18 protein-coding genes are annotated in these 20,842 nt (G+C 70.6%); 7 read left to right on the forward strand and 11 right to left on the reverse strand.

From position 1 onward, the window contains the following. Positions 1 to 145: 145 nt before the first annotated feature. Entirely contained in the window at positions 146 to 1,300 is a 1,155-nt protein-coding gene (locus tag AB0I98_RS41755) for a serine hydrolase domain-containing protein (protein ID WP_362951086.1), read from the reverse strand. Then, positions 1,297 to 3,864: a M14 family zinc carboxypeptidase gene (locus AB0I98_RS41760; RefSeq protein ID WP_362951087.1), complete on the reverse strand. Its 2,568-nt coding sequence runs from the start codon at positions 3,862 to 3,864 to the stop codon at positions 1,297 to 1,299. The genes AB0I98_RS41755 and AB0I98_RS41760 overlap by 4 nt, the downstream gene beginning before the upstream one ends. 309 nt (positions 3,865 to 4,173) lie before the next feature. On the opposite strand from AB0I98_RS41760, the gene AB0I98_RS41765 reads away from it, so the two are divergent. The 4 genes from AB0I98_RS41765 (at position 4,174) to AB0I98_RS41780 (ending at position 7,707) form a co-directional block, all read left to right on the forward strand. Then, the gene (locus AB0I98_RS41765; protein WP_362951089.1) at positions 4,174 to 5,040 is read left to right on the forward strand and encodes a hypothetical protein; all 867 of its coding nucleotides are present in this window, start codon (positions 4,174 to 4,176) and stop codon (positions 5,038 to 5,040) included. A 96-nt stretch (positions 5,041 to 5,136) separates the two neighbouring features. Next, positions 5,137 to 5,610 carry a carboxymuconolactone decarboxylase family protein gene (locus AB0I98_RS41770; protein WP_362951090.1) on the forward strand — a complete coding sequence of 158 codons (474 nt, stop codon included), beginning with the start codon at positions 5,137 to 5,139 and terminating at the stop codon, positions 5,608 to 5,610. Positions 5,611 to 5,900: 290 nt separating this feature from the next. After that, positions 5,901 to 6,845 carry a TauD/TfdA family dioxygenase gene (locus AB0I98_RS41775; protein WP_362951091.1) on the forward strand — a complete coding sequence of 315 codons (945 nt, stop codon included), beginning with the start codon at positions 5,901 to 5,903 and terminating at the stop codon, positions 6,843 to 6,845. A gap of 67 nt (positions 6,846 to 6,912) precedes the next feature. Next, positions 6,913 to 7,707, forward strand: a complete 795-nt coding sequence (locus AB0I98_RS41780; RefSeq protein ID WP_362951093.1) for an EI24 domain-containing protein — start codon at positions 6,913 to 6,915, stop codon at positions 7,705 to 7,707. Positions 7,708 to 7,740: 33 nt separating this feature from the next. Here the strand turns inward: AB0I98_RS41780 and AB0I98_RS41785 are convergent, their stop codons facing one another. Continuing rightward, the gene (locus AB0I98_RS41785; protein ID WP_362951095.1) at positions 7,741 to 8,979 is read right to left on the reverse strand and encodes a pyroglutamyl peptidase; all 1,239 of its coding nucleotides are present in this window, start codon (positions 8,977 to 8,979) and stop codon (positions 7,741 to 7,743) included. Positions 8,980 to 9,052: 73 nt separating this feature from the next. After that, a complete protein-coding gene (locus tag AB0I98_RS41790) occupies positions 9,053 to 9,988 on the reverse strand; it encodes a LysR family transcriptional regulator (RefSeq protein WP_362951097.1) in 936 nt (311 codons plus the stop codon). Between the two features lie 50 nt (positions 9,989 to 10,038). Here AB0I98_RS41790 and AB0I98_RS41795 point away from each other — a divergent pair, with 50 nt between their 5' ends. Continuing rightward, positions 10,039 to 10,437 (forward strand): RidA family protein, encoded by a 399-nt coding sequence (locus tag AB0I98_RS41795; RefSeq protein ID WP_362951098.1) that lies wholly within the window; start codon positions 10,039 to 10,041, stop codon positions 10,435 to 10,437. Between the two features lie 95 nt (positions 10,438 to 10,532). Continuing rightward, entirely contained in the window at positions 10,533 to 12,968 is a 2,436-nt protein-coding gene (locus AB0I98_RS41800) for a glycoside hydrolase family 3 C-terminal domain-containing protein (protein ID WP_362951100.1), read from the forward strand. An 88-nt stretch (positions 12,969 to 13,056) separates the two neighbouring features. On the opposite strand, the gene AB0I98_RS41805 is transcribed toward AB0I98_RS41800, so the two are convergent. Continuing rightward, positions 13,057 to 14,025, reverse strand: a complete 969-nt coding sequence (locus tag AB0I98_RS41805) for an aldose epimerase family protein (protein WP_362951102.1) — start codon at positions 14,023 to 14,025, stop codon at positions 13,057 to 13,059. Positions 14,026 to 14,053: 28 nt separating this feature from the next. Beyond that, positions 14,054 to 14,953 carry an SGNH/GDSL hydrolase family protein gene (locus AB0I98_RS41810; protein WP_362951104.1) on the reverse strand — a complete coding sequence of 300 codons (900 nt, stop codon included), beginning with the start codon at positions 14,951 to 14,953 and terminating at the stop codon, positions 14,054 to 14,056. Between the two features lie 257 nt (positions 14,954 to 15,210). Between AB0I98_RS41810 and AB0I98_RS41815 the strand changes: the two genes are divergently transcribed. Next, positions 15,211 to 15,705 carry a DUF3145 domain-containing protein gene (locus tag AB0I98_RS41815; RefSeq protein ID WP_210573945.1) on the forward strand — a complete coding sequence of 165 codons (495 nt, stop codon included), beginning with the start codon at positions 15,211 to 15,213 and terminating at the stop codon, positions 15,703 to 15,705. Positions 15,706 to 15,838: 133 nt separating this feature from the next. Here the strand turns inward: AB0I98_RS41815 and fabF are convergent, their stop codons facing one another. The 5 genes from fabF to fasR form a co-directional block, all read right to left on the reverse strand. After that, on the reverse strand, positions 15,839 to 17,110 hold the full coding sequence (gene fabF / locus AB0I98_RS41820; protein ID WP_210573943.1) for a beta-ketoacyl-ACP synthase II: 1,272 nt from the start codon (positions 17,108 to 17,110) through the stop codon (positions 15,839 to 15,841). 107 nt (positions 17,111 to 17,217) lie between these two features. Beyond that, positions 17,218 to 17,466, reverse strand: coding sequence for an acyl carrier protein (locus tag AB0I98_RS41825; protein WP_004001566.1), 249 nt, complete (start codon positions 17,464 to 17,466; stop codon positions 17,218 to 17,220). A 77-nt stretch (positions 17,467 to 17,543) separates the two neighbouring features. Further along, entirely contained in the window at positions 17,544 to 18,542 is a 999-nt protein-coding gene (locus tag AB0I98_RS41830; protein WP_362951106.1) for a ketoacyl-ACP synthase III, read from the reverse strand. A 22-nt stretch (positions 18,543 to 18,564) separates the two neighbouring features. Next, a complete protein-coding gene (locus AB0I98_RS41835; protein ID WP_362951146.1) occupies positions 18,565 to 19,482 on the reverse strand; it encodes an ACP S-malonyltransferase in 918 nt (305 codons plus the stop codon). 89 nt (positions 19,483 to 19,571) lie between these two features. Beyond that, a complete protein-coding gene (gene fasR, locus AB0I98_RS41840) occupies positions 19,572 to 20,777 on the reverse strand; it encodes a fatty acid biosynthesis transcriptional regulator FasR (protein WP_362951108.1) in 1,206 nt (401 codons plus the stop codon). Between the last annotated feature and the right edge of the window lie 65 nt (positions 20,778 to 20,842).

A 20,842-nucleotide genomic window follows, 5' to 3' on the forward strand; every position in this document is an offset into this window, starting at 1 on the left:
GCTGGCGCGATCGCCGCCACATACCGCTGACGAGCCTCCGCGCGCTCGGTCTCTCGACACCGGCGCGCCCCCTACGGCTCCCTCGCGGCCGGCGCGTTGGACCAGTTGTTGTTGGTGGGCTCTTGCCCTCTGCTCTTGCTGGCGGTCAGGTCGCCAGCGCTGAAGTGTGAGCGGCCCTTACGAACCGCTCGTTCTCCGGTGCTGCTCCGCCTGGGTAGGCGAACCGGCGGCGTGTGTAGCCGTAGGCCAGGCCGCTGCGGGGGTCGGCGAAGGCCTGGGAGCCGGGGGCGCCGCTGTGGCCGAAGGCGCCGGCGCCCAGGAAGGGGTACCAGGTGTCGGCGGTGGCCTGGAAGCCGAGGCCGTAGGAGCGGTGGGTGCGGGCGACCAGGTCGTAGCCGATGGAGTGGATCTGGCCCACCTCTGCTGCGGTGTCCGGCTTGAGGAGGGGTGGGCGGTCGTTCATCTCGCTGATGGCCGCCGCGTACATGCCGGCCAGGCCGCGTGCGGAGGCCACGCCGCCCGCTGAGGCCTGGCCCTTGGCGCGTACGGTGCGGGAGTTGGCGAAGTCGGTGAATTCGCCCGGGTTCGGGACATGGGCGTTGAACGCGATCGACGCGAGGGTGTGCGGGCCGGTCGGGGCCGCGTCCAGTACGGCCTGTTGCTTCGGGGTCGGCAGCATGGGTTGGGCCGAGCGGAAGCGGGGCTCGAGTGGCTGCGGGAGCCCCAGGTGGAAATCGAGGGCGTACGGGGCGCGTACGCGTTCCTCGAACAGTTCCTGGAGGGTGTGTCCCGTCGCGCGGCGTGCCACCTCGCCGGCGAGGGCGCCGATGACCAGGGCGTGGTAGCCGAAGGCGGTTCCGGGGCGCCAGAACGGGCGTTGGTCCGCGAGCCGTTCGGCGATCATGCGGTCGTCGGCCAGCTCGTCGAGGGAGAAGCCGGTGTCGAGGCCGATCAGGCCCGCCCGGTGGGTCACCAGGTCGCGCAGAGTGAGGTTGGCCTTGCCCTCGGCGCTGAACTCCGGCCAGTAGTAGGTCACTTTGCGGTCGAGTTCCAGCGTGCCGTCCTGCACGAGCAGCGCGACCACGAGGTGGGCGGCGCCCTTGGTGGACGAGTACACGCCGTAGAGGGACGTGGCGTCGGCGCCCTCGCCGGTCCACAGGTCGACGACTCTGCGGCCGTGGACGTACGCGCACAACTGGCCCTCGTAGTCGTCCCGTTCGCTCGCCACGAACGCGGCGAATTCGTCGCGCACCGCCTCGAAACCGTCCGCCACGGTGCCGTGGATCTCCTTCGTCGTCATCCACCACTCTCCTGACTCGCCTGTGCCACGGTGAACAATGCCCGCGCCACCTGCGCGAATTCCCCCTTCGGATGATCCCGGAAGAGGGGTTCGGTGCCGAACAGCACGGCACCTGGACCACTGACGACCGAGGCCTGCCCGGCCGCTGCCTCCGGACCACCACTGCCGTCCTCCAAGGGCCGCCAGTGACCGGAGAGCAAGGGGTTACCGGTCGCGTACGACTGCTCCACCCGCACTTCTGGGCCGAGGTCGGTGAACCATACGGGCGCGTAGACGAAGCTGTGGTCCGGAGCTCCGCCGGTGATACGCCCGCCGTTATTCGCGACTTGCACTACGCCGTTGGCGTCACCGTTGCCCTCTACCGGCTTCGCGGCCAGCAGTCCGGTCGCGGAGGTGAGGTCCGCGCCGGTGGCGCCTCGGCCGACCAGCCCGCCGCCGTGGTGGGTGAGGAAGGTGTCCAGGGCTTTGCGGGCTGCCGGATTCAGGGCTTCGTAGGACAGTCCCGCCGAGACGAACAGCGCGTCCGTCTTCGACCAGTCGAAGCCCGCGTTCAGTACGGTCGTGGAGACGGGCGTGACCTCGAAGTTCATCTCCCGGAGCGCGAACAGCTCGCCCGCTGTGACGGCGGCTGTCAGGCGGAGTCGGCGCAGTTCCGTGGTGCCGCGCGTGTGTGTTGCCTCGAAGGTGACGTCGTGGGTGCGGGCCGCGGTGACTGCGGCCTTGCGTGCCGAGGGCGGGACGATTGCGCTGCCGTCCGGGGCCTGGCGTATGGAAATGCCCTGCTGGAGAAGGTCGTTGAGGGCCGCGATCTCCTGGGGGGTGTCCAGGCGGAGGCGGAGGGGGCCGTAGGGGGCTACGTGGGCGACGGGTGCGGCCCTGTCGAGGGTGCGGAGTGCGCCGTACGGCAGGCTGCCGCTCTGTGCGGACTTCACCGTGGCGCCCCAGAGGCGGCCCAGGCTCCAGCCCGAGATGTCGTACATCACCGATACCTTGTCGCTGATGTCGGTGCCGTCGGCGAGGAGGGCGTTCGCGAGGCCGCGCTTGGACTGGTGCATGTCGATGACGTAGGAGCCCTGTGCGTACGTCCTTCCGGCCAGGCGGAAGGGGCGGGTTGCGCGGGTGACGGTGACGTCGTTGGCGAGGAGGTGGTCCACGAGGCGGGCGGCTGCGGTCGCCGAGCGCTGGGTTGGCCCGGTGGGGATGACGTATGCGCGGGGGAAGTTCGTGGTGTAGACGTCCTCGGGGCCGATGCCGGGGACGCCGGGGACCGTCTCCTCCGAGACCGGGATCTGTGCCTCGCCTGCCGCGCCGCGCCGGAAGACCTCGATCTGGTCGGCGATCAGTGAACCGCGGTGAGTGCGCGTGAAGTCGAGGGTGGCGCGGATGGCGGCGCCCGCTATGTCGACGTTGATCGCGGACCTGCGGCGCAGTTCCGCCGTCGGGAGGGTGTCGTACTCCTCGTTGTTCACCGCTAGGGGGATCTCTACGGTGTGCGCGGCGACCGTGCCCTGGAAGGCCGCGTACTGCGGGGTGAAGATGGGCGGCCAGTCGTCCCAGCCCTCCTGCTGATCGCGGAAGGGGATTTGGGCGGGCTCCACGCCGTCCTTGGCGCGTGTGTAGCCGAGGCCGTTGACTGCCGACTCCATGCGCAGGGCGTTGGCGTAGGTGTTCTTGAGGAAGAGGTCGTACTCGTAGTTCTCGCCGTGCGGGGGAGTGGTGGGCTCGATGAGGGTGCCGTTGACGTAGCCGTGCAGGTCGAGCATGACGGCGGGTTGCTTGTCGATCTGGATCTGGCGCATCGCGCGCACCTCGGGCTGCGAGGCGGTCACGAAGTCCCGGTTCATGTCGAAGCCGTTGGCGTTGGCGCGGGTGCCGGCGATACGGCCGTCCGGGTTGGCGGTGATGTTGAAGTAGAGGCGGGAGCGGGAGAGGAGGTCCTTGGTCCGCGTGTCGCTCGCCGTTGCCAGTTGTTTGATGAGGTTGAGGGAGGCGTCTGTTCCCTCCCACTCGTTGCCGTGGATGTTGTTGTTCACGAACAGCGGGATCTTGTAACGCGCTTTGATCTCGGGGGATTTGGCGGCGGCTGCGGGTGCCTTGTCGATCAGCTCGCGCATCCGCTCCTGGGCGCGGGTCTGGCGGGCGGACTCCGGGGCGGTGACCGTGACGAGATACAGGCGGTGCCCGCCTGCCGAACGGCCTGCAACCTCTACGCTCACCCGATCGCCCAGGGACTGTAAGGCGTTGAGCTTGGGGGCGATCGCGTGGTACGGGGTGAGGCCCAGCTTGATGGACTTGTCGGCGGGGTTCTCGGGGTCGGGGGTGAGGATCTGCTCACGGGGATAGCCGCTTGCGGAATCGGTTCTGCCGACGGTGGTGGCGAGGGCCCGTTCGGCCGCGCTCACCGGGGTCAGGGCGGCCTGTCGGTCGAGGGCAGGGCCCTCGCGGGTGACGGGCTCGGTGTCGGCCCCGGCACTGCCGGGGGTGAGCAGAAGTGAGCCGGCCGTGGTGAGGGCCAGGGCGGTGATCAGGACGGGTCTCGCAGGGGCGGTTCTCGTGGTGCGCACGCGTACCTCCTCCGGGCTTCCTGAGATCGGTACGGCGAGATGTACCTGTTCGACTCAACGGCAACAAGAGGGAGTCCGTGTCGCCGATGCCCCGGATGGCGCATCCCCGGCCCGGTGAACGGGGCATGCTGAGGGGGCCCGGCGGTGTGCCACAGCGCCCAAGAGGGGCGCGGGGCTGTGACATATGAGGCTCCGCCACGATGGGGGTCCCCCTGCTCGAGCGAAGCCGAGAGTCGGGGAGCGACCAGCCCCGACGGACCCGCAGCCGAGTCACCGCCTTCCAGCGGAGCGCTTACGCGAGGAGTGTTCATGGCGACGATCCCTTCGCTCCCCAGCAGGGACGAGATGCTGCGCATGGCCCGCAGCACGACCGACATCACCGGCCAACTCCTGGACACGGCCGGGAACATCACCAGAATCGCCATCAACACCTTCGACCCACGTGACGGTTCGGGCGCGGAGGTGCTGCGCGTCCTGCGCGAGACCACCGCCGAACTCGCCGAAGCCAGCGCCTCCCCGCAGGCCCAGGAGGCCTTCTACCGCATCGTCGACACCCTCACCCGGCTCGGCACCAGCGGCGCCCCGCTCGCCGTGCACCCGGTCAGCGAACCGGCCCAGGCGCTGCTGGCGGCGCTGAGCGACAGCCTGCTGCCGGTGCTGGACGCGGTGGAGCCCGCGGTGGAGGAATTCGCCACCGCCCTCGGCGACTTCGTCGAGGCGACGTCACCGCTGCTGCCCGCGGCGGCGGGCCTGGCCGCGGGCGTGCTGCTCGCTCTCACCCCGCTGATCCGGGCGGCGACCGACGTCCTCGACGAGTCGACCCCCGAACTCCGCCGTGTCGCCGACGCGTTGACGTCCGCGCTGGCTCCACTGATGCCGCTCCAGGTGGCCCTGGCCGAGCGCGCGGCCGCCGCGGGCGCGGGTGTCGTACGCGCCGCCCTGCCGCCTCTCGCCGACCTCACGGAAGCCGCCGCGGCGACGACCAAGGCGGCGCGGCCGGTGCTCATCGCCGGGGAGGAACTGGTGGTGTCCGCCCTGGAGTCGGTTCAGCCCTTGATGCTGGCCACGGCTTCGCGCGCGGGGCGGGTGGCGCGGGCGGCGGCGGTGCGGGTGACGGCGGCGGTGTCTCCGGCGGCGGATCGCGGGGTGGTGGTGGCCGTGTCCGCGGCGGGGTGAGACGGGGAGACGCAGGTCACATTCGGCGATGTCACATCCCGTCGGGGTCGTTCCGTCATAGCTGTGTAGCCAACGAAAACGGCGGAGGAGATCACCATGACTGCCCGACTGGACGCCTTCAGCAGCCCGACCATCATGAAGGTCTTCAAGCAGATCACCGCGGCGAACTCGGTACTCAAGGGCTCGACGCTGCCGGTCGCGACACAGGAGCTCGTGAAGCTCCGCGCCAGCCAGATCAACGGATGCGGCTTCTGCACCGACATGCACTTCAAGGACGCCGTCGCCGCCGGTGAGACCCCCGAGCGTCTCAATCTGGTCGCGGCCTGGCGGGAGGCCACGGTCTTCACCGAGGCCGAGCGGGCCGCGCTGGAGCTGGCGGAGGAGGGCACCCGCATCGCGGACGCGGCAGGCGGTGTCACCGACGAGGCGTGGGCGAACGCCGCCAAGCACTACGACGAGGAGGAGCTGGCCGCCCTGGTCTGCACGGTCGCCCTCATCAACACCTTCAACCGGGCGAACGTCATGCTCCAGATGCCCGCCGGCGACTACCAGCCCGGCCAGTTCGGATAGCCGGGAGGGTCCACCCGCCCCGGTGACCGGTCACCGGGGCGGGCGCGACATTGACAGGACAAAGGGGGGCCCACACAATCGTCGTCATGATCGGGCACCTATTCGACACGACGACGGGGCCTCTGCGTGCCCCTGATCGGACCGGGTGCGAGCGCTCCGGTCGCTAGTCGAGTTGCCGCCGAGCCGTGTGCTCGCCGCGCGCAACGCCCTTCGTTCGCGATGCTCCAAGGCACACGTGTCTCGCGCCGGCCGTCTTCTGCCATAGACAACGCGAACGAGGAGACACATCCATGACCGTGACCGTCCCATCCGCCGTGCCGCCGACGGTGCTGCGCGAAGCGCGCGTGCCCGAGGGCGGGATGTACGAGGGTGCGCGCACGCTGCGGCGGCTGCCCGACGGGTGGCAGGAACGGCCGTATCGGCACCTTGAGCTTGTGCCGCAGGGGTGCACCATCGGGGCCGAGGTGCGAGGCGTCGACCTCTCGCGTCCGCTCGATCCCGCACTGCGCGAGGAGCTGAACCGCGCCCTGCTGGAGTGGAAGGTCCTCTTCTTCCGCGCCCAGCACCTCACCTCCGCGCAGCAGCGCGACTTCGCCCGTAACTGGGGGGAGTTGGAGACCAACCCGCTGCTCGCCCGCGGATCCAGCGAGGACGTGGTGCGCTTCGACAAGGGTGGCGAGGCCACGCCCACCTTCGAGAACGTCTGGCACGCCGACGTCACCTTCCGTGAGCGGCCCGCGCTCGGCGCCGTGCTCCAGCTCCGTGAGGTCCCGCCGTTCGGCGGGGACACCATGTGGGCGGACATGGCCGCCGCGTACGACAACCTGCCGCAGGACGTGAAGGACCGCATCGACGGCGCCACCGCCGTGCACGACTTCATCCCCGGGTTCGCCCGCTTCTACGGCCCCGAGCGCCTCGCCCCCTATCAGGACGAGTTCCCGCCCGTGGAGCACCCGGTGGTGCGCACCCACCCGGAAACGGGCCGACGGCTGCTGTTCGTCAACACCTCCTTCACCACCCGGATCACGGGCATGGAGCGCGAGGAGAGCGACCGGCTGCTGCGTTATCTCTTCCAGCAGGCGCATGTCCCGGAGTACCAGGTGCGGTTCCGCTGGCAGCCCGGAGACGTCGCCTTCTGGGACAACCGCGCCACACAGCACTACGCGGTGAACGACTACGGCTCGCACCGCCGCGTCGCCGAACGCGTCGCCATCGCCGGCGACCGCCCCTTCTGACCCCGCCCACTCCCACTCCCCACGGCCCACCCCGTCACTGTCAGTGCATGCCGCTAGAGTTTTCTCCATGCGCGATCTTGGGGTGGGCTTCAATTACCTGCTGAAGGGCCAACGCTGGGTGGCCCGGCACGGCAAGCAGTACGGCTTCGGGCTGGTCCCGGGCCTGATAACGCTCGTCCTCTATGCGGCGGCGCTGGTCTCGCTGGCGCTGTGGGGCGAGGACTTCGTGGCGTGGGCGACGCCCTTCGCCGACGACTGGTCCAGCCCGTGGCTCGGCCTGTTCCGCGGCTTCCTCACCGCCGTCCTGTTCGCCCTCGGCCTGCTCCTCTCCGTCCTCACCTTCACCGCGGTCACCCTCCTGATCGGCCAGCCCTTCTACGAGAACCTCTCCGAGAAGGTCGACCGGGACGTCTCCCCGGACGGCACCGCACCGGAGTCCGGCCTGCCGCTCTGGCGCGAGTTGTGGATCTCCGGCCGCGACAGTCTGAGAGTCCTCATACGGGCCGCGCTCTGGGGCGTCCTGCTCTTCGCCTGCGGCTTCATCCCGGTCGTCGGCCAGACGGCCGTCCCGGTGATCGGCTTCTTCGTCACCGGCTTCTTCCTCACGGAGGAACTCACCTCCGTCGCCCTCCAGCGCCGCCGCGTCGCCCTGCGCGACCGCCTCACCCTGCTCCGCTCCCGTAAGACCCTGGTCTGGGGCTTCGGCACACCCCTCGCGCTGGCCTTCGTGGTCCCGTTCGTCGCCGTGTTCCTGATGCCGGGCGCGGTCGCGGGCGCCACACTGATGGCCCGCGACCTGGCCGGCGAGGAGACCGTCGAGGACGGTGCCGAAGACTCCGAGGAGGAGGAAGTCACCCGGTGATCGCCCGGTGATCAGCCAGTGCTCGCCCAGTGATCATTCGTTGACGGCCACCGTCAGGATCGCCCGCACCTGACCGATGATGTCCAGCCGGTTCCGCACGAACTCGGGGTCGGTGACCGCCCCCGTCGCCGGGTCGGTGTTGCCCGTGCCGAACTGCAGCACCGGCGTGTGCACATGCCCGCCCGGCAGCGCGTCGTGCAGCCCCAGCCGGTCCCGCAACAGCGTGGCCCGGTAGGCGATCTCGTTGGACAGATAGTCGCCGCCGCCCCCGGCACGCGCCGTCGACCCGGGGGTCGGTCCGTCCGGCCGTACGACGGACTGGGTGCCGCCCGCCGGGATCTCGGTGACGCTGGTGTTGTCGTACACGGGGAACCGCCCGGTGTTCGCGGCCACGATCGCGGCGTACGGCAGGCTGGTCGTCGTCCACTGCGGCTGCGAGGCCGGGTCGCTGACCGGGATGGTCTCGGCCGTACCGGTGTTCTCGTTGTCCAGGAAGCCGCCCCGCCAGGCCCCGTTGGTCCGCTCGACGTCGAACCGTCCGACCCGGCCCTGGCTCACGGTCGTGAACAGGTCCACCTTCGGCAGATACGGCCGCAGCGTCCGCTCCACCGTCCCCTGCCCGAAGTCCCGCCAGCGCACCGGGAACACGGCGGTCTCGATCCGTGCCGGACCGTCCGCCGTCTCGATCACCGTGCCGTCGAGGGCCAGCGCGGTCGCCCCGGACGGATTGGAGATCCGGACGTCCCGGTCCAGCGTGAACGGGTCGAACCCAGTGACCAGAACCCGCTTCATCCCCTTGCCCTGCGGATACCGGATGGCGGTCTGCCCCCGAGAATTCCGCTCCAACTCGTCGAGCAGCTTGGCTCGTTGGGTGTCGCTGAGCCCGAACTCCGGCTCCCAGGTGCGCACTTCCCGGGTCATCCCCAGCCGCGCCCAGTACAGCGGCCGGTCGTCGTCCCGGCTCAGATCCCCGCCGACCGGCGCCCGACCCTGTGCCCGCGCCACGGCCAGCCGCCACAGTGCCGCGCCCTCCCGAACGACGGTCCGGCGGGCCTGCGCATACGACTCCGTCGCCGCGAGCGCCCGCGCGAACTCCGGCGCCACCGTGTCGAATCCGGAACGCCTGAGGATCTCCTGCGGTTGCGCCTTGTCCAGCCGCTGTTCCTCGACCGTCGGGGACGGGGCTGTGTCCGCCGTCGCCGTCGTCGGGGCGGCGAGCCCCGCCAGCAGGGCGAGTCCGAGTACGCCGATCCGAACACGTATGGAATTCAAGGGGGTCAGGTCCTTCCGTCGCTGCGGGGAAGCGTGCTCGGCAGTATTGCGTGACGGGAGGGACATGGGTAGATCAGCCAGGGGAGGCAGTCAACTCGGCGGCCACTTCCCGCAGTACGCCGATGAACGCCTCCGCCGCCGGTGACAGCGACCGCCCCCGCACCGTCGCCGCATACACCGCCCGCGCCGGAGCCCTCTCGTCGAGCACCGGCACCAGCGCGACGTCCGGGCGTACCGACTCGGCGGCCAGCGCCGGGACCAGGGTCACGCCGAGGCCCGCGGCGACGTAGCCCAGCTTGGCGGTCCACTCGCCGACGACATGGGCGACGCGGGGGCGGAAACCCTGGCGCAGGGCCGCGTCGAGGAGCGTGCCCTCGGGGCGGGAGCCGCCGGAGATCCAGTCGGCGTCGGCCAGTCGGTCGAGGCGGACGGGGCCTGGATGGTTCGCCAGGGGATGGTCGGCGGGGACGGCGACGTACAGGGACTCGTCGAGGAGGTGGTGGAGTTCGTACGCGTCGAGTGGCGTGCCGCCCGTCGTGGAGACCACGGCCAGATCGAGGTGGCCGGCGGTGAGGCGGTCCAGGAGGGCCGGCGTGAAGCCCTCCTCGCGGGTGAGCAGGACGCCGGGGTGGCGGGCGCGGAACGCGGCCAGCGCGCGGGGCACCAGCGCCGCGTCGGCGGTCGCGAACGCCCCGAACCGCAGCCGCCCGCCCGCCACTTCCCGCAGCGCCGCCAGCTCACGCGCGGCACCGTGCAGCGCCCCTACGACCGCCTCCGCGTGCGGCACCAGGACCCGGCCCGCCTCCGTCAGCCGTACACCCCGCGGCAGCCGGTCGAACAGGGGCGCCCCGCCCAGCGCCGCCTCCAGCGAGGAGACCTGCCGGGACACCGCGGACTGCGTCCAGCCGAGCGTGCGGGCGGCCACGGTGAACGAGCCGTTCCGGGCGACCTCCAGGAACACGCGCAGCCACAGGGTGGACAGGTCATGCGAGGTCGGCATGGCAGCCATGCTAGACATTCGCTTGTCGCATCCCGAGGCCCGAGCCTAGCGTCGAGGACATGAAGGTCACTCTCGACAGTCCGCCGTCCGCGCCGCAGCCCGCCAACGCCTACTACTCCCAGGTCGCCCGCGTCGAACTCCCCGGTGGCGGAACGCTGTTGTACGTCTCCGGACAGGTCGCCGACGGGGCCGACGTCGCCGCTCAGAGCCGCGGTGTCTTCGAGGCCATCGAGGCGCTGCTCAGGGCCCACGGAGCCACGCTCGCCGACATCATCAACATCCGCACCTACCTCACCGACATCGGCACGCTGCACGAATACGGCGCGGTCCGCCGCGAGTTCCTCACCGGCACAGCCCCCACCAGCATGACCTTCGAGGCGTCGAAGCTCTTCAAACCCGAAGCGCTGGTGGAGGTCGAGGTCGTGGCGGCCGTCAGCCCTCCTCGCCCAGCAGCCTGAGGAAGTCCCGGAACGTCGATGGTTGCGGTTTCGAGTCCTTCACGGGTGCCGAGGAAGGATGAAGACGTGCACGGACTCAACGAGGAGGCACCCCGATGGCGGGAACCCGCACCCACGCCGATGAAGCGCGCGAGGAGGTCGTCGAGGCCGCGCTCGCCAGGCTCGGACTCGACGCGAAGGCACGGCTGCTGTCCGGTCAGGACATGTGGACCCTGCCCGGGCTCCCCGAGATCGGGTTGAAGTCCCTGGTCATGTCGGACGGCCCGATCGGCGTCCGCGGTGTGCGCTGGACCGCCGACGACCCCTCCATCGCCCTGCCGTCCCCGACCGCCCTCGCCGCCGCCTGGGACCCGGAACTCGCCCGCAGGGCAGGGGTGCTGCTCGCCCAGGAGGCCCGCCGCAAGGGCGTCCACGTCCTGCTCGCCCCCACGGTCAATCTGCACCGCTCCCCGCTCGGCGGCCGGCACTTCGAGGCCTACAGCGAGGACCCGTACCTCACCGGCCTGATCGGCGCGGGCTATGTGAAGGGCGTCCAGTCGGGCGGCGTCGGCACCACGGTCAAGCACTTCGTCGCCAACGACGCCGAGACCGACCGCTTCACGGTGAACAACCTGGTCTCCGAACGCGCCCTGCGCGAGCTGTACTTGGCCCCGTTCGAGATCATCGTCGCGAACGCCCACCCCTGGGGCATCATGACCGCGTACAACACGGTCAACGGTACGACGATGACCGAGCACCGCTACCTGGTGAACGAGGTCCTACGCGGCGAATGGGGCTTCGACGGCTTCAACGTCTCCGACTGGGTGGCCGCCCGGTCGACCGTCGGTGCCATCGAGGGCGGGCTCGATGTCGCCATGCCGGGTCCGGAGACGGTGTACGGCGCGGCGCTCGCGGCGGCCGTACGGGACGGCAAGGTCGACGAGGCCACGGTCGACACCGCCGTACGCAATGTCCTGCGCCTCGCGGCCCGCGTCGGCATCCTGGAAGGCGCCGAGCCGGTCGTCACCGAGCTCCCGGAGAGCGTCGACGGTAGCGAGCTGGCCCGCGAGATCGCCCGCCGCGCCTTCGTCCTCGTACGCAACCAGGGAGCCCTACCGCTGAAGCCGGGAAGGGTCGCACTCATCGGCGCCGCCGCCCGCGACGCCCGTGTTCTCGGCGGCGGCTCCGCCACCGTCTTCCCGCCCCGGATCGTCTCCCCGCTCGACGCCCTCACCGCCGCGCTTCCCGAGGGCACCCTGACCTACGCCGTCGGCGCCGCCCCCGACACCGAACTCTCCGTCTTCGACCCGGGCTTCGAGCTGCGTGCGATCTGCCGCGACGCCGACGGAAACGTCATCGGCTCCGACTCCGCCCCGGGCGGCCAGCTCAAGTGGATGGGCCCGCAAGCCCTGCCCGAGGGCGTCACCTACGAGCAGCTGCACACCGTCGAGCTCACCGGCACCTTCACGCCGCGCGAGAGCGGGCTCCACACCTTCGGCATCCAGGGCATCGGCACCTTCACGCTCACCATCGGCGGCACGACGCACTTCGACGACGTCCAGAACCCCGCCAAGGACGACCCCTTCATCACCTTCTTCGGCGAGCCCACACCCCGCGCCCAGACCGAACTCACCGCCGGCGAACCGGTCGACGTCTCCCTGACCTACCTCGTCGAACGGCCCGAGGGCCTCCCGATGCGGGCGATCATCTTCGCCCTCGCCCACCAGGACCCGCAGCGCGACCCCGACGAGCTGATCGCCGAGGCCGTGGCAGCGGCACGCGACGCCGACACGGCGGTCGTCGTGGTCGCCACGACCGAGCGCGTCGAGTCCGAGGGCTTCGACCGGGCGGACCTGCGCCTGCCCGGCCGCCAGGACGACCTGGTCCGCACGGTCGCCGCCGCCAACCCGAACACCGTCGTGGTGGTCAACTCCGGCTCCCCGGTGGAGCTGCCGTGGCGCGACGACGTGGCCTCGGTCCTGCTCAGCTGGTTCCCCGGCCAGGAGGGCGGCGCGGCCCTCGCCGACGTCCTGACGGGCGCCCACGAGCCCGGCGGCCGCCTGCCCACCACCTGGGGGTCCCTCACCGACGCCCCGGTCACCCAGGTCGTCCCGTCCGAGGGCGAACTCCCTTACACCGAGGGCGTGTTCATCGGCTACCGCGCCTGGGAGAAGGAGGGCCGCAGCCCGTCGTACGCCTTCGGCCACGGCGTCGGCTACACCGACTGGACGTACGAGTCCGTCGAGGTCACGGGCACGACGGTACGGGTCCGGGTGCGCAACTCCGGACAGCGCCCGGGCCGCGAGGTCGTCCAGGTCTATCTCGCGCCGAGCGAGCCCGACGCCGAGCGCCCGGCGCGGTGGCTGGCCGGCTTCGCGGGCGTCGAGGCCGCGCCCGGCGAGACGGTCGAGGTCACGGTGGAGCTCCCGCGCCGCATGTTCGAGATCTGGGACGAGATGACCATGTCGTGGTCGTTTGTGAAGGGTTCGTACGAGATCCAGGTCGGCCGCTCGATCACGGACCGCCGTCTCACCGCGACGATTAACGTCTGAGGCGGGACGGGACTTCGGGACGAGCCTTCCCACGAACAGCCCCGGCCCGGGACCTGACACCCGGGCCGGGGCTCGTGTGTTCCCAGGACTAGCGGGCTGCGAAGCCGTACACCGTTTCCGACCGGAACACCTCACCCGGCCGCAGCACCGTGCTCGGGAACTCCGGTCGGTTGGGGGAGTCCGGGAAGTGCTGGGTCTCCAGGGCGATGCCGTCGCCGGGGGAGAAGGGCTCGCTCAGGTGGTCGGCGGTGTAGAGCTGGAGGCCGGGCTCGGTGGTCGCGACCGTCAGCGCCCGCCCGGACGCGGGGTCGTACAGCTCGGCCACCTGCTCGGGGGCCGACGTCACTCCCTTGTCGAGCACGAAGTTGTGGTCGTACCCGGCGCCGACCTTGCGCTCCGCACGGAAGTCGAAGCGGGTGTTCTCGATGGGGGCGACCCCGGTCGGGATCAGGTCCGCGTCGACCGGCGTGAACCGCGACGCGGCGATCCGCAGCTCATGCCCGCCCGCGTTCCCCGCACCGCTCAGGTTCCAGTACGAGTGGTTCGTCAGGTTCACGATGGTCGGCGCGTCGGTGACGGCCTGGTACGCGATCCGCAGCGCACCGGCGCCATCCAGCGTGTACGTCGCCGAGACCTCGAGCCGTCCCGGGAAGCCCTCCTCGCCGTGCGGGCTGACGCGCGCGAGCCGCACCCCGTGCTCGACCGGCGTCACGTCCCACACCCGCTTGTCGAAGCCGCGCCCGCCGCCGTGCAGCGAGTTGGGCCCGTTGTTCGGCTCCAGCGCGTATGTCACGCCGTCCAGCGAGAAGCGGCCGCCCGCGATCCGGTTCGCGTACCGCCCGACGAGCGCGCCGAAATACGGCTCCGGGTGTGCCGTATATCCATCGAGGTCCGCGAACCCCAGCACCACGTTCCCCGGCCGCCCCTCCCGGTCCGGCACCTCCACCGACTGCACGATCCCGCCGTACGACAGAATCCGCACGCGCACGTTCGCACGCTCCAGGGTCCAGCGGTGGACAGGGGTGCCGTCGGAAAGTGTGCCGAAGAGTTCGTTCATGTTCGGAACTCTAATTCGGAAGCCCGGCTCACGCCTTCTTCGCGGTGACCGTGCGATAGGCGATCTCCGCCAGCCGCGCCTGTCCGTTCACACTCGGGTGGAACCAGTCCCAGCGGCTCAACTGCTCCGTACCGAACCGGTACTCGTACACCGCGCCGCCGTCGAAGCGGCAGTACCGGTCCTTCTCGCACACCTCCTCCAGCACCTCGTTGTATGCCTCGACCCGGTCCTGCACCGTGTCCCGCCGCAGGGTCGCTGCCGCGTCCAGGGCGTCCGCGTCGTCCAGCATCGAGGGGCAGATGCCGAGCTTCCACACCGCCTTACCCATTGGGTTGCTCCGCCCCTCGGACCACAGCCGCTTCAGATCCGGCACGCTCGCCACATACACCTGGGCCTTGGGCAGAGCAGTGCGCAGCGTGCTCATCGCGTCCTCGAACTGGGTGCGGAAGTCGGCCACCGACGTCATCGCCGACGTGGTCGCGCGACAGGCGTCGTTCGCCCCCGCCATCACCGCCACCAACTGCGGCTTCCGCGTCACCGCCTGCGCCATCTGCCCGGCCACGTCCGCCATCAGCGCCCCGGTCCGGGCGTAATTCCAACTGCGCTCGGCGGCCTGCGTCCGCCCGAGCAGCCGTACGGCGAGACTGTCCACGTCCTCTCTGCTGCCGGTCGCCCACGAGGCCTCGGGGCAGTCCGACAGCACCGAGCACGCGTCGAAACCACGGGTGATGGAGTCGCCCACCGCGGCGACCGAACTCGGGCTGCGGTCCCACGTCGGCGTCGGCCTCGGGGACGGCTTCCCCTGCTTGGCCTCGGTGCCTCTCGGAGCCGGCGAGTCGCCACCGGTGGCGTCGCACCCCGCGACACTCAGGACAGCCGTCACCAGAACGGCGAGAACGGCCGTCGCACGGCCGCTGCGCTTCCGCATCCCCTGGTGGTCCCCTCGCTCGACATGCAATGCTCCTCCCCCATAACAACGCGCGGGAGTTCCCGACCGCGCGAGAAGCAACGCCGCGCACCCGTACAAGCGTCCTGCCGGGTGAATGGCGGGCGTTTCACGGCACCGGGACCGACGGTACGTCACACTCCTTGCGCCGCCGCACGGTAGCCTCGCCATCAAACGTGGCTGGAACCACTGCCGTTCCGCCAGTTCGCAAAGATGGTCCGCTCTGCCCGGAGGTCCCGGTGACGACACGTGGAGTTCTGTACGTGCACTCCGCGCCGCGCGCGCTGTGCCCGCATGTCGAGTGGGCCGTGGCCGGGGTGCTCGGCACACGCGTCAGCCTCGACTGGATCCGGCAGCCCGCGGCACCCGGCACCTGGCGCTCCGAGTTCTCCTGGCAGGCCGAGGCCGGCACCGCCTCCAAACTGGCGTCCGCCCTGCGCGGCTGGCACCTCCTGCGCTTCGAAGTCACCGCCGAGCCCTGCCCCACCGCCGAGGGCGAGCGCTACAGCTGCACCCCCGACCTCGGCATCTTCCACGCCGTCACCGGCATCCACGGCGACATCCTGATCCCGGAGGACCGCCTGAGGGCAGCCCTCGTCCGCTCCCAGCGAGGAGAAACGGACCTGGAAGCCGAACTCTCCAAGCTCCTCGGAAAGCCGTGGGACGACGAGCTGGAGCCGTTCAGGTACGCGGGTGAAGGAGCCCCGGTCCGCTGGCTGCACCAGGTCGTGTAGAGCGCCCCTTCAGGGGCGCGGGGAACTGCGCGACCAGCCCCCACCGACCGGCAGTCGGCCGACAACAGATCCAGCAACGGCGAATGGCCCGACCTCCCCACGGAGACCGGGCCACTTCCAGCTAACGGCGCTGTCACACCGTACGGAACGCCAGCACCACGTTGTGCCCGCCGAACCCGAACGAGTCGTTCAGCGCAGCGATCCGACCCTCGACCGGCAGCTTCCGGGCCTCGCCGCGCACGACATCCGCGTTGGCCTCGGCCTCAGGGTCGAGGTTCTCGACGTTGATGGTCGGCGGAGCCACCCGGTGGTACAGGGCCAGCACCGTCGCGACCGACTCCACGCCGCCCGCGCCGCCCAGCAGATGCCCGGTCATCGACTTGGTCGCGGAGACCGCCATGTGATCCGCGTCGTCGCCGAACACCTTCCGCAGCGCCTTCAGCTCGGCCACGTCACCGGCCGGCGTGGACGTCGCGTGCGCGTTGACGTGCATGACCTCGGCGGGGTTGAGGTCGGTGTTGTCGAGCAGGTTCTGCAGCGCGTGCGAGATGCCGCGCCCCTCCGGCTCGGGCTGCACGATGTCGTGGCTGTCGGCGGAGATACCCTGCCCGACCGCCTCGGCGTACACCCGCGCACCGCGCTTCGCGGCGTGCTCGGCGGACTCCAGGACGATCACGCCGGCACCCTCGCCGAGGACGAAGCCGTCACGGGCCACGTCGTACGGACGGGACGCGCCCTCGGGATCGTCGTTGTTCTTGGACATCGCCATCATGTTGCCGAACGCGGCGATGGGCAGCGGATGGATCGCCGCCTCCGTGCCACCCGCGACGACGACGTCGGCGCGGCCGGAGCGGATCATCTCGATGGCGTAGCCGATGGCCTCGGCGCCGGAGGCACACGCGGAGACCGGCGTGTGCACGCCCGCGCGGGCGCCCACGGCCAGACCCACGTTGGCGGAGGGGCCGTTGGGCATCAGCATGGGGACGGTGTGCGGGGAGACGCGGCGGACGCCCTTCTCCTTGAGCACGTCGTACTGGTCGAGCAGGGTCGTCACGCCGCCGATGCCGGAGGCGATGACCGCGCCGAGCCGGTCGGGGTCGACGGCGCCGTCCTCACCGGCCTTGGCGGTGAAACCGGCGTCCGCCCAGGCCTCCTGGGCGGCGATCAGCGCGAACTGCGCCGAGCGGTCCAGGCGGCGGGCCTGCGGCCGTGGAATGACCTCGGAAGGCTCCACGGCGACCGGGGCCGCGATACGGACGGCCTGCTCGGCCGCCCACTCCTGCTCCAGGGGCTTGACGCCGGACTTGCCGGCGATCAGGCCCTCCCAGGTAGAGGCTGCGTCGCCACCCAGCGGTGTGGTTGCGCCGATACCGGTGACGACCACGGTGCGATTGGTCGGGCTCACGGGAATTCTTTCTCCAACGGATCCGAGGAGGACAACCCCCGCTCATCGCGGGGACAACGGCGCCACCGCCGGGTGGCGGGGCCTTGCAGTCAGGACTACGGGGTGAGTCAGCCCTGGTGCTTGAGGATGTAGTCGGTCGCGTCGCCGACCGTCTTGAGGTTCTTGACGTCCTCGTCCGGGATCTTGACGTCGAAGCGCTCTTCGGCGGCGACGACGACCTCGACCATGGACAGCGAGTCGACGTCCAGGTCGTCGGTGAAGGACTTGTCCAGCTGGACGTCCTCAACCGGGATGCCGGCGATCTCGTTCACGATGTCGGCGAGACCGGCGACGATCTCTTCCTGAGTGGCGGCCATGTCAGGCGCTCCTTCTATGTATCCAGAGGGTGTGGCGTTGGTTCCCGTGCCGGATCGGGTGATCCGGCACGGAGTGCCTAGGGGAGGGTAACGACCGTGGCGGCGTAGACGAGACCCGCCCCGAATCCGATGACGAGCGCGGTGTCGCCGCTCTTCGCCTCGCCGGTCGCCAGAAGCCGCTCCATCGCGAGCGGAATCGAGGCGGCCGAGGTGTTGCCGGTGGTGCGGACGTCACGGGCGACCGTGACATGCTCCGGCAGTTTCAGCGTCTTCACCATCGAGTCGATGATCCGCTCGTTGGCCTGGTGCGGAATGAAGACATCCAGGTCGTCCGGGCTGATTCCGGCCGCGTCCAGCGCCTGCTGGGCGACCTTCGCCATCTCGAACACGGCCCAGCGGAACACCGCCTGGCCCTCCTGCGTGATCGCAGGGAACTTGCCCGTGGAGCTGTCGTACTCGTTCCACGGCACGGTCTGCTTGATGGTCTCGGACTTGTCGCCCTCGGAACCCCAGACGGTGGGGCCGATCGCGGGCTCCTGCGCGGGACCGACCACGACCGCACCGGCACCGTCGCCGAAGAGGAACGCGGTGGCCCGGTCCTCCAGGTCGGTCAGGTCCGACAGCCGCTCGACGCCGATGACGAGGACGTACTCCGCGGAGCCCTCGACGATCATGCCCTTGGCGAGCGTGAGGCCGTAGCCGAAGCCCGCGCAGCCCGCCGAGATGTCGAACGCGGCGGCCTTGGCGGTGCCGAGCTTGTCGGCGATCTCGGTGGCGACGGCCGGGGTCTGGCTGAAGTGCGAGACGGTCGAGACGACCACCGCGCCGATCTGCTCGGCGGAGATCCCCGCGTCGGCGATCGCCTTGCCGGACGCCTCGATCGACATCGCGGCGACCGTCTCCTCGTCGGAGGCCCAGTGCCGGGTCTCGATGCCGGAGCGCGAACGGATCCACTCGTCGGACGAGTCGATCTTCTCGAGGATCACCTCGTTCGGCACGACCCGGGTGGGACGGTAACCGCCCACGCCGAGAATGCGCGCGTACGGGGCGCCCTTGCTGGGCTTGATCTTCGACATGTTCGTTACGGCTCCTTAGGCGTCAGGCGTCGGCGTGCTCGGCGATGAGCTCGCGGGCCGCGTCGAGGTCGTCGGGGGTCTTCAGGGCCAGCGTCTTGACGCCGGGGAGCGCGCGCTTGGCCAGGCCGGTGAGCGTACCGCCGGGGCAGACCTCCAGGAGCGCGGTGACGCCCAGCTCCTTGAAGGTCTCCATGCACAGGTCCCAGCGGACGGGATTCGCGACCTGCCCGACGAGGCGGTCGAGCACCTCGGCGCCGGTCGCGACGGCCTGGCCGTCCTTGTTCGAAACGTAGGTGACCTTGGGGTCGGCGGGCGTCACGTCCGCGGCGGCCTTGGCCAGCACGTCGACCGCCGGAGCCATGTGATGCGTGTGGAAGGCGCCGGCCACCTTCAGCGCGACGACCTTGCGGACGCCCTCGGGCTTGTCCTCGGCGAGCGCGGCGAGCTGCTCCAGCGTGCCCGCGGCGACGATCTGACCGGCGCCGTTCACGTTCGCCGGGGTCAGGCCCAGCTTCTCCAGATGCGCCACCGACACCTCGGGGTCGCCGCCGAGCAGCGCCGACATACCCGTCTCGGTGACCGCGGCGGCTTCGGCCATGGCCAGACCCCGCTTGCGTACGAGGGTCAGCGCGGCGGTGTCGTCGAGGATGCCCGCGAAGGAGGCGGCGGTGAACTCGCCGACGCTGTGACCGGCGACCGCGCCGGGCGCAATGTCACCGAGTGCCGCGGCGGAGAGGATTCCGGCCGCGACCAGCAGCGGCTGGGCCACGGCGGTGTCGCGGATCGCGTCCGCGTCGGCCTGTGTGCCGTAGTGGGCGAGGTCCAGTCCGATGGCGTCCGACCACGCGGCGACGCGGTCCGCGGCACCGGGCAGTTCGAGCCAGGGGGTCAGGAAGCCGGGCGTCTGGGCGCCTTGGCCGGGAGCGACGAGTACGAGCACTCTCACACTCTCTCTTGTGGACGGCCACGGCCGCCCGTGGGGACAGGGACGAAGAACGCGAAGGGGTTTTGTAGGCCCCCGACAAAAGGCTAGGCCTGCGGATCTCCATCGGCCAGACGCCCCAGGATCAGCGCGATCCGCAACGTGAACGCCGACCGTACATCTGATGGCGACCAGCCGGTGACGTCAGTCACACGTCGGAGCCGGTAGCGCACGGTGTTGGGATGGACGAACAGCATGCGCGCGGCGCCCTCGAGGCTGCTCGCCTGTTCGAGATAGACGGAGAGCGTCTCCAGGAGCGCAGACCCGGCTTCCTCCAGCGGTCTGTAGATCTCCTCCACCAGCTGCTCGCGAGCGCTCGGGTCCCCGGCCATCGCGCGCTCCGGCAGCAGATCGTCGGCCAGCACCGGCCGCGGGGCGTCCTGCCAGGCAGAACACGCCTTCAGCCCGGCCGCGGCGGCCTGCGCGGACCGGGTCGCGGCCAGCAGATCCGGTACGACGGGACCCGCCACCACCGGCCCGGCGGCATACGGCCCGATCAGCGACTTGGCCACCGCGAGGGGATTGTCGCTGCCGCCCGCGATCACGACGAGCCGGTTGCCGAGCACCCCGGTGAGCACCTGCAACTTGGCGTGCCGGGCCGCCCGCCGGATCGCCTCCACGGTCAACTCACTGTCACCGTCCGGCGCCGTACCCAACACCACGCACACATGCTCGGGAGCGTTCCAGCCGAGGGCGGCGGCGCGCGATACCGCGCCCTCGTCGGCCTCCCCGCTGAGGACCGCGTTCACGACCAGCGACTCCAGGCGCGCGTCCCAGGCACCGCGTGCCTCGGCGGCCTGGGCGTAGACCTGGGCGGTGGCGAAGGCGATCTCGCGGGCGTAGACGAGGAGCGCCTCGCGCAGCACGTTCTCGTCGCCGGGCGCCGCCACCTCGTCGATCGCGGACTCCATGACCTCGATGGTGGTGCGCACCATCTCGACGGTCTGGCGGAGGGTGATGGCCCGGGTCAGCTCGCGCGGCGCGGTACCGAACACGTCGGTGGAGATCGCCTGGGGGGCGTCGGGGTGCCGGAACCACTCGGTGAACGCGGCGATGCCCGCCTGGGCCACCAGACCGATCCAGGAACGGTTCTCCGGGGGCATGGCCCGGTACCACGGCAGCGTCTCGTCCATGCGCGTGATGGCTTGCGCGGCGAGATTTCCCGACGACTTCTCCAGCCGCTTGAGGGTTGCGGGGTGGGGGTGGATGTCGTGGGCGGTGGCGGGGGGCTTGCTGGATTCGGGTTCGGGCACGGGACAAGACTGCCTTATCGGATGGCTCGGTCGCCTACGGGGGCGCTTAATGCCGGTGTCGAGAC

This window comes from Streptomyces sp. NPDC050211 (assembly GCF_040656035.1).
GTDB lineage: Bacteria > Actinomycetota > Actinomycetes > Streptomycetales > Streptomycetaceae > Streptomyces.

Excerpts from the sequence above, each read along its gene's own strand:
- AB0I98_RS41755 (WP_362951086.1), bottom strand. The coding sequence starts at position 1,300 with ATGACGACGAAGGAGATCCACGGCACCGTGGCGGACGGTTTCGAGGCG.
- AB0I98_RS41765 (WP_362951089.1), top strand. The coding sequence starts at position 4,174 with ATGGCGACGATCCCTTCGCTCCCCAGCAGGGACGAGATGCTGCGCATG.
- AB0I98_RS41770 (WP_362951090.1), top strand. The coding sequence starts at position 5,137 with ATGACTGCCCGACTGGACGCCTTCAGCAGCCCGACCATCATGAAGGTC.
- AB0I98_RS41775 (WP_362951091.1), top strand. The coding sequence starts at position 5,901 with ATGACCGTGACCGTCCCATCCGCCGTGCCGCCGACGGTGCTGCGCGAA.
- AB0I98_RS41780 (WP_362951093.1), top strand. The coding sequence starts at position 6,913 with ATGCGCGATCTTGGGGTGGGCTTCAATTACCTGCTGAAGGGCCAACGC.
- AB0I98_RS41790 (WP_362951097.1), bottom strand. The coding sequence starts at position 9,988 with ATGGCTGCCATGCCGACCTCGCATGACCTGTCCACCCTGTGGCTGCGC.
- AB0I98_RS41795 (WP_362951098.1), top strand. The coding sequence starts at position 10,039 with ATGAAGGTCACTCTCGACAGTCCGCCGTCCGCGCCGCAGCCCGCCAAC.
- AB0I98_RS41800 (WP_362951100.1), top strand. The coding sequence starts at position 10,533 with ATGGCGGGAACCCGCACCCACGCCGATGAAGCGCGCGAGGAGGTCGTC.
- AB0I98_RS41805 (WP_362951102.1), bottom strand. The coding sequence starts at position 14,025 with ATGAACGAACTCTTCGGCACACTTTCCGACGGCACCCCTGTCCACCGC.
- AB0I98_RS41810 (WP_362951104.1), bottom strand. The coding sequence starts at position 14,953 with ATGCGGAAGCGCAGCGGCCGTGCGACGGCCGTTCTCGCCGTTCTGGTG.
- AB0I98_RS41825 (WP_004001566.1), bottom strand. The coding sequence starts at position 17,466 with ATGGCCGCCACTCAGGAAGAGATCGTCGCCGGTCTCGCCGACATCGTG.
- AB0I98_RS41830 (WP_362951106.1), bottom strand. The coding sequence starts at position 18,542 with ATGTCGAAGATCAAGCCCAGCAAGGGCGCCCCGTACGCGCGCATTCTC.